Consider the following 12,737-nt stretch of genomic DNA (forward strand, 5'->3'; position numbering starts at 1 on the left):
AACGTGACATCAGCCACTGCCCGGCCGGGCGCGCCCCCTGCCTGATCCCCAGCCTCGCCGGAACCCGTCGCCCGGCGCGAGACGTTCCCACCGTGTCGCCTGTACGGTCGGCACCGCCCCGACGGCCGGGCGCACCCCGCGCCCGTCCCCGCCACCGCTTCCCTCAGGAGTCGCGAATGAGCACCGCACCCTTCAGTGGCTCCAGTGGCTCCCGCGGCTCCCGTGCCGACCGGCGGATCAGTCCCGTCTTCCTCGGCATCGCCGCCGTCATGGCCGCGACGGGGTGGGCGGTGTGGACGGACTTCGCGGCGGACGCCCGTATCGCCGTCTTCCTCTTCGTCACGTCCGCGTGGATCGTCTCGCTCTGTCTGCACGAGTACGCGCACGCCCGCACCGCCCTGCACAGCGGCGACATCTCCATCGGCGCCAAGGGCTATCTGACGCTCAACCCCCTCAAGTACACCCACGCGTTGCTGAGCATCGTGCTCCCCGTGCTCTTCGTCATCATGGGCGGCATCGGTCTGCCCGGTGGCGCGGTCTTCATCGAGCGGGCCCGGATCCGGGGCCGGTGGCGGCACAGCCTGATCTCGGCGGCGGGCCCGCTGACGAATCTGCTCTTCGCGGCCGTCTGTACGGCGCCGTTCTGGCTGGGTCTGCTCGACGGTGTGCCGCTCGTCTTCCGCTTCGCGCTCGCGTTCCTGGCGCTGCTCCAGGTGACGGCCGCGATCCTCAACTTCCTTCCGGTGCCGGGACTTGACGGCTACGGCGTGATCGAGCCCTGGCTCTCGCGCAAGGTACGGGCCCAGGTGGAGCCGTTCGCGCCGTTCGGACTGCTCGCGGTCATCGTCGTTCTGTTCATCCCCGAGGTGAACCGCGCGTTCTTCGACGGGATCGACGCGATCCTGGGCGGGCTCGGCATCAGCGAGGCGGAGACGTACTGCGGCCGGAACTTCTACCGCTTCTGGACGAGCCGCGACGAGCTGTGCCAGTAGTCCGTCAGCCGGCCGACGTCGCCGACGTCGCCGACCTCGCCCTGCGGACGTAGTACCAGGCCATGTTCGACGACAGCCCGGCCAGCAGCACCCAGACGACACCGAGCCAGCCGCTCCCCCGCGCGAAGGACACCACGGCCGCCGCGACGGACAGCAGGCAGACGGTGAGGGCGTAGAGAGCGAGGCGGGGCATGGGGTCGGCTCCTGTCGGGGGCGGGAAGGGCGTACGTACCGCACGGCGTACGTGACACACGGCGTACGTACCGCGGCGCCCGTCCAGTGTCCCCCATGCCCTGTCGGCCTCAGACGTCGGTGACGCGCAGCCCCGCGTGCGCCTTGTAGCGGCGGTTGACCGAGATCAGGTTCGCCACCAGCGACTCCACCTGGTGCGCGTTGCGCAGCCGCCCCGCGAACACGCCCCGCATACCGGGGACACGGGCCGCCAGCGCCTGCACGATGTCGGTGTCGGCCCGTACCTCGCCGAGCACCATCACATCGGTGTCGATCCGCTCGACCGCGGGGTCCTGGAGCAGCACGGCGGACAGATGGTGGAAGGCGGCGGTGACGCGCGAGTCGGGCAGCAGGGCGGCGGCCTGTTCGGCGGCGCTGCCCTCCTCGGGCTTCAGCGCGTAGGCGCCCTTCTTGTCGAAGCCGAGCGGGTTGACGCAGTCGACGACGAGCTTGCCGGCGAGTTCGTCCTTGAGCGATTCCAGCGTCTTGGCGTGGCCGTCCCACGGCACCGCGACGATGACGATGTCGCTGCGGCGCGCGCACTCGGCGTTGTCCGCGCCCTCGACGCTCGCGAGGCCGAGTTCGGCGGCTGCCGCCTCGGCGCGTTCGGCGGCCCGGGAGCCGATGATCACTCTCTGACCGGCCCGCCCGAGCCGGTAGGCGAGTCCGCGTCCCTGGTCGCCGGTGCCGCCGAGCACGCCGACGGTCAGGCCCGAGACGTCGGGCAGCTCCCAGGGGTCCTTCGCGGGGGGCTTCGGCGTGCCGCCACTGTCGGTAGAAGTCATGACGCCGACAGTACTTGGCGGTACGGAGCCCACCGGCACGCCCCGTCCGTCCGGCCCATCCACGCGGAATGGCCCGTTCGGGTGACGCCGCCCGGACCCCCGGCGCGGGGCGCGGCACTGCGGCAGGATCCCGGCCCATGGATGCCGTACGCGTCGCCCTGCTCCGTGAAGTCCTGGCCGGTACGCGGTGGCCGGCCGCGACCCGCCGGTTCGCCGCGTCCCTGCGCTCCTCCGTCGTGCCGCACGGGGGCGGGCTGCTGCTGGTGGGCACGCGGACGTACGAGCCGTGGCACCTGGCCGCGCACCTCGTGGACGAGGCGGCGTGGTCCGGCCGCCCGGAGCTGGCGCCGCTGCTCGTACGGCACCGGGTACGGCCCGGCGACCCCGCGCATCTGGCCGTCGGGCTCGGCAGGCTCCAGGCGGCGGGCCGGGGCGAGACGCTGCTGCTGGTGGCCCCGGAGCGGCCGGACGGCGGGCTGCTGGAGCGGGTGCACGACGCGCGGCGGGCGGGGGCGACGGTGCTCTCGCTGGGCAGCGGGGACCCCGAGGTGACCGGTCTGGCGCACGACGCGCTCACGGTCGACCCGCCCGAACCGACACCGGAGCCGGGGCTCATGCCGGAGCGGGAACCGGGATCAGGGCCAGGGCCGGGATCGGGAGCGGAGAGCGCGCAGGGCATCGACCTCGACATGGTGCAGCACCTGGTGAGCGCGGCGGCGGGCGAGAACAGCCTGCCGTCGGCACGCGGCAGGCGCCGCTTCCGCGACCGGCTGTCGCGGCTCGCCGACCAGTTGACCTCACCGCCGCCGGCCCGCTGGTAAAGGATTTGCCCGTCGTGACCGTCACGACGCAGCATGGCCTCTCGTGACGAGAACGCTTTCCGCGATCCTGCCGGACCTCACCCCGCTGCGCACACTGCGCGAGTTCCGACTCCTTTGGATCCAGGGCCTGGTGACGTATTTCGGCAGCTCCATGGCCATGATCGCGCTGCCTCTCCAGATCAAGGACCTCACGGACTCACCGCTCGCGGTCGGCGCGATGGGCGCGGTCGAGCTGGTCCCGCTGATCGTCTTCGGGCTGTACGGCGGGGCGCTCGCCGACGCGGTCGACCGCCGGAAGCTGATCCTGCTCTCCGAGGCGGGCCTCGGGCTGCTCGCGATCGTCCTGCTCGTCAACGCGCTGCTGCCGGAGCCGGCGCTCTGGCCGCTGTATGTCGTGGCCGCCGGGGTCTCCGCGCTGGCGGGCATCCAGCGGCCCGCGCTGGACTCCCTGATAGCCAGGATCGTGCCGCACGCCCAACTGACCGCCGCCGCCGCGCTCAACGCGCTGCGCTGGCAGATCGCGGCGGTCGCGGGGCCCGCTGCGGCCGGTGTCGTGGTGGCGCTGTCGGGGACGGCGACGGCGTACGCGCTGACCGTGACCGGGTTCGCCGCCTCCGTACTGATGTGCCTCCGGCTGCGGCCGGCGCCGCCTTCCAAAGAGGCGGCGAAACCGTCGCTGCGCGGGATCGCCGAGGGCGCGCGGTACGCGTGGAGCAAGCCGGTGCTGCTGGGCACGTACGCGGTCGACCTGAGCGCGATGTTCTTCGCCTTCCCGCTGGCGATCTTCCCGTTCCTCGCGGAGGACCTGGACGCCGAGTGGGCGCTCGGTCTGATGTACGGGGCGATTCCGCTCGGCTCCGTACTGATCAGCCTGACCAGCGGGTGGGCGTCGAAGGTCCGGCGGCACGGGCTGATGGTGGTGTTCGGCGCGGGCGGCTGGGGCCTGGCGATGACCCTGGCGGGCCTGATGCCGAACATCTGGCTGGTGCTGTTCTGTCTGGTGCTGGCGGGCGCCGGCGACATGCTCAGCGGACTGGGCCGCTCGACGATCTGGAACCAGACGATCCCCGAGGAGCTGCGGGGCAGGCTGGCGGGCCTGGAGGTGCTGTCGTACAGCGTGGGCCCGCAGCTCGGCCAGGTCCGCGCGGGCACGGTGGCAGGCTGGACGGGGACGCGCCCGGCGGTCTGGAGCGGCGGGGTCGCGTGTGTGGCGGCGGTGGGGCTGCTGGCGGCGGTGCTGCCGAAGCTGATGACGTACGACTCGGAGACGGACGAGGACGCGCGGCGGCGGAAGGCGCAGCAGGAGGCGGAGCTGGCGGCGGCGGACGCGGCGGCGGGCGGTCCCGGCAACGGTGCCGGAACCGGTGCTGTTCCCGGGACCGGTGCCGGTGCCGCCGAGGCCCCGGCGCCCGGAGCGGTGGGCTGAAGTCCGCGGGTGAGCTGAAGTCCGCGGGTGCGCGGTGCGGGTGGCGGGTGGCGGGTGTCTCTCCCCGTACCCGCCCCTTCCCGAAAACCGGGGCCCTCCCCCGGACCCCCCGGCGTCCTCCCGGCGACACGCGGGGGAACCGCCCTCGGGGCCGGGGATCGTCCTCAAACGCCGGACGGCTGGGAAGCCGTCGGGCGGGTCGGTCAGCCGGCAGGCGGGTCGGTGGGCTTGTCGTGCCAGCGGGGGTCCGTCTCCCATTCCTGGTTGCGTTCCGCCGCCGTCTCCATCGCGTTCTCCGCCTCCTGCCTCGACGCGTACGGGCCGAAGCGGTCCTTGGCCGGACAGTCCGGGCCCTCCTCGACCCGCTTGTGCTGGAGGCAGTAGTACCACTCGCCCGGCTTACCCGCCGTGCGCTTCTTGAACAGGGCCATCGTCGGCTCCTTCCTCTGATCGCCATGCTGCCCCACCGGCGGCTGCCACACGCTGGTTAGACTCGCTGGTATGTCTGGCCAGTCACTGCTCGTGCCCGGGGAGCTCTCTCCCGTCCGTTCCGTTCCCGCGAAGATCCGGCGCCCCGAGTACGTCGGGAAGCCGCTGCCGGCCCCGTACACCGGGCCGGAAGTGCAGACCGACGAGACCGTCGAGCTGATGCGGATCGCCGGCCGGATCGCCGCCCAGGCGATGGAGGAGGCCGCCAAGCACATCGCGCCCGGCGTCACGACCGACGAACTCGACCGGGTCGCGCACGAGTTCATGGTGGACCACGGGGCGTATCCGTCCACCCTCGGCTACCGCGAGTTCCCGAAGTCGCTCTGCACCTCGGTCAACGAGGTCATCTGCCACGGCATCCCGGACTCCACCGTGCTGCGCGACGGCGACATCGTGAATCTCGACGTCACCGCCTACATCAACGGCGTGCACGGCGACAACAACGCCACCTACTACTGCGGTGACGTCGACGAGGAGTCGAGGCTGCTGGTCGAGCGGACCCGGGAGTCCCTGAACCGCGCCATCAAGGCCGTCCGGCCCGGCCGGCAGGTCAATGTCATCGGCCGCGTCATCGAGTCGTACGCCAAACGCTTCGGTTACGGCGTGGTCCGTGACTTCACCGGCCACGGCATCAACTCGTCCTTCCACTCGGGGCTGATCATCCCGCACTACGACAGCCCGCACGCGACGACCGTCATGCGGCCCGGCATGACCTTCACGATCGAGCCGATGCTCACGCTCGGCACCCACGAGCACGACATGTGGGACGACGGCTGGACCGTGGTGACGAAGGACCGCAAGCGGACCGCGCAGTTCGAGCACACGCTCGTGGTGACGGACACCGGCGCGGACATTCTGACGCTGCCCTGACCGCGTTCGACGGGTACCGTTTTACCGACAGGACGTCGGGAACCAGTTGACTTAGGTAAGCCTAAGTAGGAGGATCGGCGAAGGCAAGCGCTGTGCTGCCCCGCCGGATCTCGGTCTGGTTTCCCGTCCCCCTCGGCCTCGGAGGCCCGCCTTGGACGCAACCGCCACCGCCACCCCGTTCTCCACGCTGATCCGTGTCGCCTCGCACGAGAAGCACACCGAGGTGAACACCTCGACCTTCATGAGCGATCTGCTGGGACAGCGCTTCGGGGTGGAGGCGTACACGCGCTACACCGAACAGCTCTGGTTCGTGTACCGGGCACTGGAGGACGCCGCCGGGACGGTCGAGAGCGACCCCGTCGCCGGCCCCTTCGTACGGCCCGAGCTGATGCGCGTCGACGCCCTGGAGCGCGATCTGACGCATCTGCGCGGCGCCGACTGGCGCGACGGTCTTGAGCCGCTGCCCGCCACCGCCGCGTACGCCGCGAGGATCACCGAGTGCGCCCGCACCTGGCCCGGCGGCTATGTGGCCCACCACTACACGCGCTATCTCGGGGATCTCTCCGGCGGCCAGGTCGTCCGCGACATGGCGGAGAAGACCTGGGGCTTCGCGCGCAAGGGCGACGGCGTCCGCTTCTATGTCTTCGACGAGATCGCCAACCCGGCGGCGTTCAAGCGCGCCTACCGCGAACTGCTCGACGCGCTGCCCGTGGACGACCTGGAGAAGCAGCGCATCATCGAGGAGTGCCACCGGGCCTTCGACTTCAACGGGGCCGTCTTCCACGAGCTGGCGGGCGAGTTCCCGCTCAGCGCGTAACAGGCTTCAGCGGGGCGGGAGTTGGCGGACGCGCCCGCCGATCTCGATCGAGCCGTCAGGGCCGGGGGCAGTGAGGATCTGCGACCCCCGGCCCTGCGTGATGTTCAGCGCGCGGCCCAGCTCGGCCGTGAGCAGCAGCGCCGCCGCCCCCGTCGCCTCGTCCTCCACGATGCCGTCGTCGCGGCGCGGGAAGCCCCGCGCCCTGACGCGGCCGGCCGCCTCGTCCTCCCAGGCCCACGCGTAGAGCCAGCCCTCGCCCGGCGGCGGGGCGGGCAGCGCGTCGACCTCGGCCACCGTGTCGTAACGGCGCAGGATCCGTGGCGGGGACCATTCGGGGCGCGCCGTGATCCAGGTGAACTCGCCGTCCTGGCGCACCCACACCTCACCGACGGGCGGGTTGACCACCTCGAGGTCGAGCAGCCACGCGGCCCCGACGAGCGGGTACCCGGCGAACAGCAGCCGCAGGCCGGGCGTGTAGATGTCCACGTGGCCGCGCTCGGGGTCGTCCACGAACACGGTCTCGCTGAAGCCGAGTTCGGCGGCGAGCGCCTGCCGGGACGCCCGGTCGGGGTAGTCGCGGCCCTCGCGTACGACTCCGAGCGCGTTGCCGTGCCGCCCGTCGCCCCCGCAGAAGACGCGCAGTACTTCGATGCCGCCACGGGCCATGTCAGTCACGCAGGCATTGAAGCATCAGTCGTCGAGGGGTCATGTACGAGGTGGTCCGACACGGCAGGGCCGTACCGCGTACGTCTCGCGGTACGGCCCTGCCCCGGTGGTGCGACTCGGCTGTCAGGCCTCGCCGGTGGCCCGGTTACGGCGCCGGGCGAAGTGGACCGCGGCACCGCCCGCGACGGCGAGCGCGCCCGCCGCGCCCATCAGCGCGCCGGTCGGGACGTCGGCCCCGGTGCTCGCGAGGCTCCCGGTGCCGCCCGCGGAGCCTCCGACGGAGCCGCCACCGACTGTGCCGCCCGCGGTGTCGGAACCGCCGGCCGAACCGCCCGCCGAGCCGCCTGTCGTGCCTCCGGTCGTACCGCCGGAGCCGCCCGGCAGTTGGGCGTCCTTCGCGAGGGAGACGGCCGCGGTGACGGCGTCGAGGGCCTCACCCGCCTGGTACATGCCGCCGAACGCCTTCGTACCGTCCGCGGTGAGCGAGGCGGGCACGGCGTTCAGCGCGACGACGCCGTCCTTGGCCTTCAGCCCACCGGCGGGCAGGTCGAGCGTGGCGATGGTCAGGTCCTTGAAGGTGGAGACCTTGTGGGTCGTACGGTCCTTGGTGCTGACGTCCGCGACGAGGGTGCCCTCGCCGTTCTCGATCTCGGCCTCCAGACCGCTGAGCTTGAGGTCGAGGACGTACGCGCCGTCCTCCTCGTGGCCCACGAAGCGGACCGATCCCGCGAACTCGGCGGAGAGGGTCTGCGCCTGCGCGTCGAAGGAACCGGTGGCGTTCGGGAAGCGGTACCCCGCGCCCGACGGGGTGGCCCCGGCGGCGAGTTCGACCTTGCCGTTGGCGATGGGGCCGGTGACGTACGAGCGGAAGCTCTCCTTGACGCCCCAGTCGAGATTGCCGGCCAGGACGGGCTGCGTGGTGGGCTCGTCGGTGGGCTGATCGGTGGGCTCGTCCGTCGGCTCGTCCGTCGGTTCGTCGGTCGGCTCGTCGGTGGGCTCGTCCGTGGGTTCATCGGTCGGCTCGTCCGTGGGCTCGTCCGTGGGGGCCTTGCCCGCCGTCACGGAGAGCGTCGCCGGATCCAGCGCGGTGCCCGCCGGGTAGAAGCCCGCGAACGCGTCGGCGCCCGCCGCCGTCAGCTTGGCGGGGATGTCCTTGAAGACCATGGCGCCGTTCTCGCCCTGCCCCGGCCTGACCGCCGTCAGGTCGAGATCGGCGACCGACACGTCGTCGCGCGTCTGCGTCTTGCCCTCGGTCACGCTGGTGACGTCGGCGGTGATCTCCCCCGTCTCCCGGCCGGTGTTGACCTTCACATCGCTCAACTTGATGTCGAGGACACCGTGGTGACCCTCGAAGTGCACGCTTCCCTTGAAGGTGGTGGCGGTGGCGTGCGTACCGGTGTCGTAGGTGCCCGTGCCGTCGGTGAAGGTGAACACGCCGTTGCCGGCGGCCTGGGTGGCGCCGTCGGCGGCCGTGATCTTCCCGCTCGCGACGGGTGAGAGCAGGTACTTGCGGAAGGACTCCTTGAAGCCCCACTCCAGGGTGCCGTCCTTCAGTTCGAGCTGCGGGGCGGCGGGGGCGGCAGGGGCTCCGGGAGCGGCGATCGCCGGGACGGCGAGCGCGGTCGCGCCGATGGCCACGACTGTGGCGACCGCTGCGGCGAGGGCTATGGGACGACGGGTTGCTGGCATGTTCGGGGGTCTCCTCGGAGGTGGACAGCGCGAAAGAACTGGGGGTGGGGAAGGGGAAGGAAAGAGTCAGGTCCCGTCGGGGGCGGAGTCCGAACCTGAGTCCGAACCTGATTCCGAACCGGCCGCCGTGGCCGTGGCCGTGGCGGAGGTACGGCGCCGGACGCCGACGTACACCGCGAGTGCGGCGGCGAGCAGTACGCCCGCGCCGATGCCCGCGTAGGTGAGGACCGGGGAGGAAGAGGAGGCGGAGGCGGACGCGGCATCGTCCACCCCCGCCGGCTTGGTGGGTCCGCCGGTCGCCGCACCGGACTTCGGCTCGGCGGGCGCGTCGGCGCCACTGCCCAGATCGGGCAGCGCGGGCAGCTTCGCCTTCTTGTCGACGGCGACGGCGAGCGAGACCGGGTCCATCACGGTGCCCGCCTGGTACAGGGGACCGAAGGTCTCGGCGCCGCCCTCGGTGAGCGTCGCGGGCGCTTCGGTGAGCGTGGCGAGACCGTTCTTCGGCGCGAAGTCCTCGGCGGCGAAGGTGACCAGCGGGACGGCCTTGCGTGGCGCCCGGCCCTCGCTCGCGACATCGGCGGCCAGCGTGCCCTTGCCGCCCGCCACCCGCACGCTGAACTCACTGAGCGTCAGGTCAAGTTGGGTCCCGGTGAAGCGGACGCTGCCCGCGAAGCCGGCGTCGAGCGTCCGCTTCTTCGCGTCGTACGTGCCCTTCCCGCCCGGGAAGCGGAAGAGCGCGCCGCCGTCCAGCGCCCCGTCGGCGAGCGTCCAACGGCCGTCGGCGATGGAGCCGGTGACGTACTCACGGAAGGTACGGCGTACGCCCCAGTCGACGGCCGCGTCCTGGAAAGCGCCCTTGGCCTTCTCCTTCCCGGACTTCTCCGCGCTCTTGTCGCTCCCGTCGCTCCCGTCCTGGTCGGCGGGGTCCGGTGCGGGGTTCGCCGGCTGCTTCTTCGCGGCGGCCACGTCCACGGAGAGGCTGACCGGGTCGAGCGGTGTGCCCGCCGTGTAGTACCCGGCGAAGGCCGTGGCGCCCTGCGCGGTGAGCGTCGCCGGGACGTTGCCGAGGGCGACCGGGCTGGAGCCGCCCCTCATGTCGATCCCGCCGAGATCGAGGGTGGCGAGCGGCACCTGGGACGACGTGGTGACCTTGCCGCTCCCCTTGGCCTTGCTGGTCATGTCGGCGTACAGGGTGCCTCCGCCGCCGGAGATCCGGACCGTGGGACGGCTGACGGTGAGGTCCAGCTCGTGCGATCCGTCGGACTTGGTGTGGCCCACGAAGCGGACGCCGCCGCTGAACCCGGCGCGCAGCGCGCCGCTGTCGGGGTCGTACGTCCCGGAGGCGGAGTGGAACCGGAACTGGCTGCCGCCCACGGTCGCCGCGCCGCCGTTGAGACTCCAACTGCCGCCCGCCACGGGGCCGGTGACATAGCTCTGGAAGGAGGACTTGATCCCCCAGTCGAGCCGCCCGCCCTGCACGGTGCGGTTCGCCGCGTGGGCCGTGGCCGTCGGAAGTAGCGCTCCGAGAAGTGCGGCGAGCAGCGCGACGGCGAGAGCGCGCACCGGTCTGGACGACAGCATCAGAAGATCACTCCCACGTTGGAGAAGGCGGCGGCCACGGGCACGCCGAAGAGAGCCCGGATGAGACGCACCCCGGACCTGGTAAGCAAGGTAAGGCTAACCTAAGCTACATTCAGCCCGGTTCGGAACCCTTCCGTCCGGCACACCTCGACGGGACTCCGGCGAGGTTCCACACGACGACAGGACGGTGCACTTTCGTGCGCACTCAACGCCTGGCGGGCGCGGTCATCTCGGTGCTCGTCCTCGCCCTGGTCGCCACCGGCTGCGGCGGTGACGGTGGCGACAGCGACGACGGCGGGCAGCCGAGGAAGGCCGGGGCGACGGCCGCCGCCGACCGGGTCGAGCCCCTGGCCACCGTCCCCGAGCCGGTCCTGCCGGTCACCGTGGACTCCGCCGACGGCACGAAGGTCACCGTCACCTCCACCGACCGGCTGGTGCCGCTGACCGGATCGCTCAACGAGATCGTCTTCACGCTCGGCCTCGGCGAGCGCGTCGTGGCCCGTGACATCACCGCGACCTTCGAACAGGCCGCGAAACTGCCCGTGGTGACCCGCGCGCACGACGTCTCCGCCGAGAGCGTCCTGTCCCTGCGGCCGACACTCGTCATCGCCGAGACCACCACCGGACCGGCGGAGGCGATCGACCAGATACGGGACGCGGGGATCCCGCTCCTCGTCGTCGAACCGGCGAAGAGCCTGGACGACGTCGGCACGCGCATCACGACGGTGGCCCACGCGCTCGGCGTGGACGCGGCGGGCAAGGAGCTGAGTTCGCGTACGGCCGAGCGGATCGCCGCCGTACAGAAGCGCATCCCGGCACCGGGTGACGGCGGCAGGCCGCGCGTCGCCTTCCTCTATCTCCGTGGCTCCGCCTCCGTCTATCTCCTCGGCGGCCGTGATTCGGGGGCGAGTTCGCTGCTGGAGGCGGCGGGCGCCGTCGACGCGGGCAAGGAGTCGGGGCTCGACAAGGACTTCACCGCGATCACCAGCGAGGCGCTGGCGAAGGCGGCGCCCGACGCGATCCTGTTGATGACCAAGGGACTCGACTCGGTCGGCGGCCCCGACGGACTGGTGAAGATCCCGGGCGTCGCCGAGACACCCGCCGGTCTCGACCGCCGGTTCGTCTCCGTGGACGACGGGGTGCTGCTCAACTACGGGCCCCGGACGGACCAGGTGCTCGCCTCCCTCGTCGAGCAGCTCTACCCGGACGGCGCGTGAGATGACGAGCACACCGACCGTGACGGCCCCACCGCCGTCCCCGCCCGCCGCCATGACCGCTCCCGGCAAGGAGGCCGAACGGCGCGGCGCCACCTGGCTGTTGACCGCCGGGCTGCTCGCCGTACTGCTCCTGCTCGCGCTGCTCTCCGCCGGGCTCGGCGCGTACGACATCCCGCTCGGCGACGTCCTCTCCTCCGTCCGGCACCGGATCGGCCTCGGCGGCGCCGCGCTCGAACGCGTCCCCGAGAGCGTGCTGTGGAACGTCCGGCTGCCGCGCGTCGTCCTCGCGTTGCTCGTCGGGGCCTCGCTGGGCTGCGCGGGCGCCCTGATGCAGGGCGTGTTCGGCAATCCGCTGGCCGAGCCCGGCGTCATCGGCATCTCGGCGGGCGCGGCGGTCGGCGCCGTCGCCTCGATCGCGCTCGGCCTGAGCTTCCTCGGCAACTGGACCGTCACCGTCTGCGCGTTCGTCTCCGGGCTGCTGACGGTGCTGCTGGTGTACGCGATGTCGCGCTCCGGCGGCCGTACGGAGGTGGTCACGCTCATCCTCACCGGCATCGCGGTGAACGCCTTCGCGGGCGCTCTCATCGGGCTGTCCATCTTCTTCGCCGACAACGCGCAGATCAGCCAGATCACCTTCTGGCAGCTCGGCTCACTCGCCCAGGCGACCTGGCCGAAGGTGCTCGCCGTACTGCCGTGCGCACTCGTCGGACTGGCCGTCGCGCCCTTCTACGCACGGAAGTTGGACCTCCTCGCGCTGGGCGAGCGGCCGGCCCGGCATCTGGGGGTGGACGTCGAACGGCTGCGGATCGTCCTCGTCCTGGTCGTCGCGCTGCTGACGGCCGCCGCCGTCGCGGTGGCGGGGATCATCACCTTCGTCGGGCTCCTGGTCCCGCATCTGCTGCGGATGGCGAACGGCCCCGGCCACCGCTTCCTGGTGCCGGGCAGCGCGCTCGGCGGCGCGCTGGTCCTGGTCGCGGGCGACCTCGCGGCCCGCACGGTCGCGGCCCCCGCCGAACTGCCGCTCGGCGTCCTGACGGCACTCTTCGGCAGTCCGTTCTTCTTCTGGCTGCTGCGCAGGACGCGGCGTGGGCAGGGAGGTTGGGCATGAGAAGCGTCACCCTCGGCCGGGGGTCCGGGGGTTGTCCCCCGGGAA

13 protein-coding genes are annotated in these 12,737 nt (G+C 72.0%); 7 read left to right on the forward strand and 6 right to left on the reverse strand.

The genetic code is table 11. From position 1 onward, the window contains the following. The first annotated feature begins 176 nt into the window (after positions 1 to 176). Positions 177 to 992 (forward strand): site-2 protease family protein, encoded by an 816-nt coding sequence (locus tag ACFYNU_RS27400; RefSeq protein ID WP_356594158.1) that lies wholly within the window; start codon positions 177 to 179, stop codon positions 990 to 992. A 4-nt stretch (positions 993 to 996) separates the two neighbouring features. Here ACFYNU_RS27400 and ACFYNU_RS27405 read toward each other — a convergent pair whose 3' ends face one another. Together ACFYNU_RS27405 and npdG are read right to left on the reverse strand one after the other, a co-directional pair. Then, positions 997 to 1,185: a hypothetical protein gene (locus tag ACFYNU_RS27405; RefSeq protein ID WP_356594160.1), complete on the reverse strand. Its 189-nt coding sequence runs from the start codon at positions 1,183 to 1,185 to the stop codon at positions 997 to 999. Positions 1,186 to 1,294: 109 nt separating this feature from the next. Beyond that, positions 1,295 to 2,008 carry an NADPH-dependent F420 reductase gene (gene npdG / locus ACFYNU_RS27410; RefSeq protein WP_356594162.1) on the reverse strand — a complete coding sequence of 238 codons (714 nt, stop codon included), beginning with the start codon at positions 2,006 to 2,008 and terminating at the stop codon, positions 1,295 to 1,297. A gap of 137 nt (positions 2,009 to 2,145) precedes the next feature. Here npdG and ACFYNU_RS27415 point away from each other — a divergent pair, with 137 nt between their 5' ends. Next, positions 2,146 to 2,829, forward strand: a complete 684-nt coding sequence (locus ACFYNU_RS27415; protein WP_356594164.1) for a hypothetical protein — start codon at positions 2,146 to 2,148, stop codon at positions 2,827 to 2,829. A 43-nt stretch (positions 2,830 to 2,872) separates the two neighbouring features. Next, the gene (locus ACFYNU_RS27420; RefSeq protein WP_356594166.1) at positions 2,873 to 4,255 is read left to right on the forward strand and encodes an MFS transporter; all 1,383 of its coding nucleotides are present in this window, start codon (positions 2,873 to 2,875) and stop codon (positions 4,253 to 4,255) included. 203 nt (positions 4,256 to 4,458) lie between these two features. On the opposite strand, the gene ACFYNU_RS27425 is transcribed toward ACFYNU_RS27420, so the two are convergent. Next, the gene (locus tag ACFYNU_RS27425; protein WP_356594168.1) at positions 4,459 to 4,686 is read right to left on the reverse strand and encodes a hypothetical protein; all 228 of its coding nucleotides are present in this window, start codon (positions 4,684 to 4,686) and stop codon (positions 4,459 to 4,461) included. 70 nt (positions 4,687 to 4,756) lie between these two features. Between ACFYNU_RS27425 and map the strand changes: the two genes are divergently transcribed. Both map and ACFYNU_RS27435 read left to right on the forward strand, forming a co-directional pair. Further along, positions 4,757 to 5,614 carry a type I methionyl aminopeptidase gene (gene map / locus ACFYNU_RS27430; protein ID WP_356594170.1) on the forward strand — a complete coding sequence of 286 codons (858 nt, stop codon included), beginning with the start codon at positions 4,757 to 4,759 and terminating at the stop codon, positions 5,612 to 5,614. A gap of 151 nt (positions 5,615 to 5,765) precedes the next feature. Further along, the gene (locus tag ACFYNU_RS27435; RefSeq protein WP_356594172.1) at positions 5,766 to 6,431 is read left to right on the forward strand and encodes a biliverdin-producing heme oxygenase; all 666 of its coding nucleotides are present in this window, start codon (positions 5,766 to 5,768) and stop codon (positions 6,429 to 6,431) included. Between the two features lie 6 nt (positions 6,432 to 6,437). Here the strand turns inward: ACFYNU_RS27435 and ACFYNU_RS27440 are convergent, their stop codons facing one another. The 3 genes from ACFYNU_RS27440 to ACFYNU_RS27450 all read right to left on the reverse strand — a co-directional run bounded on the left by ACFYNU_RS27440 (position 6,438) and on the right by ACFYNU_RS27450 (position 10,367). Beyond that, on the reverse strand, positions 6,438 to 7,097 hold the full coding sequence (locus ACFYNU_RS27440; RefSeq protein WP_356594235.1) for a PhzF family phenazine biosynthesis protein: 660 nt from the start codon (positions 7,095 to 7,097) through the stop codon (positions 6,438 to 6,440). A 123-nt stretch (positions 7,098 to 7,220) separates the two neighbouring features. Beyond that, positions 7,221 to 8,786 carry an HtaA domain-containing protein gene (locus ACFYNU_RS27445; RefSeq protein ID WP_356594174.1) on the reverse strand — a complete coding sequence of 522 codons (1,566 nt, stop codon included), beginning with the start codon at positions 8,784 to 8,786 and terminating at the stop codon, positions 7,221 to 7,223. A 66-nt stretch (positions 8,787 to 8,852) separates the two neighbouring features. Further along, entirely contained in the window at positions 8,853 to 10,367 is a 1,515-nt protein-coding gene (locus ACFYNU_RS27450) for an HtaA domain-containing protein (protein ID WP_356594176.1), read from the reverse strand. 197 nt (positions 10,368 to 10,564) lie between these two features. Between ACFYNU_RS27450 and ACFYNU_RS27455 the strand changes: the two genes are divergently transcribed. Continuing rightward, the gene (locus ACFYNU_RS27455; protein WP_356594178.1) at positions 10,565 to 11,584 is read left to right on the forward strand and encodes an ABC transporter substrate-binding protein; all 1,020 of its coding nucleotides are present in this window, start codon (positions 10,565 to 10,567) and stop codon (positions 11,582 to 11,584) included. Between the two features lie 52 nt (positions 11,585 to 11,636). Next, positions 11,637 to 12,692, forward strand: a complete 1,056-nt coding sequence (locus ACFYNU_RS27460; protein ID WP_356594237.1) for an iron ABC transporter permease — start codon at positions 11,637 to 11,639, stop codon at positions 12,690 to 12,692. Positions 12,693 to 12,737: the final 45 nt, after the last annotated feature.

The sequence above is a fragment of the Streptomyces sp. NPDC006643 genome, assembly GCF_042870175.1.
Lineage (GTDB): Bacteria > Actinomycetota > Actinomycetes > Streptomycetales > Streptomycetaceae > Streptomyces.

Coding starts and splice junctions, on each gene's coding strand:
- ACFYNU_RS27425 (WP_356594168.1), bottom strand. CDS start 4,686: ATGGCCCTGTTCAAGAAGCGCACGGCGGGTAAGCCGGGCGAGTGGTAC.
- map (WP_356594170.1), top strand. CDS start 4,757: ATGTCTGGCCAGTCACTGCTCGTGCCCGGGGAGCTCTCTCCCGTCCGT.
- ACFYNU_RS27415 (WP_356594164.1), top strand. CDS start 2,146: ATGGATGCCGTACGCGTCGCCCTGCTCCGTGAAGTCCTGGCCGGTACG.
- ACFYNU_RS27440 (WP_356594235.1), bottom strand. CDS start 7,097: ATGGCCCGTGGCGGCATCGAAGTACTGCGCGTCTTCTGCGGGGGCGAC.
- ACFYNU_RS27405 (WP_356594160.1), bottom strand. CDS start 1,185: ATGCCCCGCCTCGCTCTCTACGCCCTCACCGTCTGCCTGCTGTCCGTC.
- npdG (WP_356594162.1), bottom strand. CDS start 2,008: ATGACTTCTACCGACAGTGGCGGCACGCCGAAGCCCCCCGCGAAGGAC.
- ACFYNU_RS27400 (WP_356594158.1), top strand. CDS start 177: ATGAGCACCGCACCCTTCAGTGGCTCCAGTGGCTCCCGCGGCTCCCGT.
- ACFYNU_RS27460 (WP_356594237.1), top strand. CDS start 11,637: ATGACCGCTCCCGGCAAGGAGGCCGAACGGCGCGGCGCCACCTGGCTG.
- ACFYNU_RS27450 (WP_356594176.1), bottom strand. CDS start 10,367: ATGCTGTCGTCCAGACCGGTGCGCGCTCTCGCCGTCGCGCTGCTCGCC.
- ACFYNU_RS27445 (WP_356594174.1), bottom strand. CDS start 8,786: ATGCCAGCAACCCGTCGTCCCATAGCCCTCGCCGCAGCGGTCGCCACA.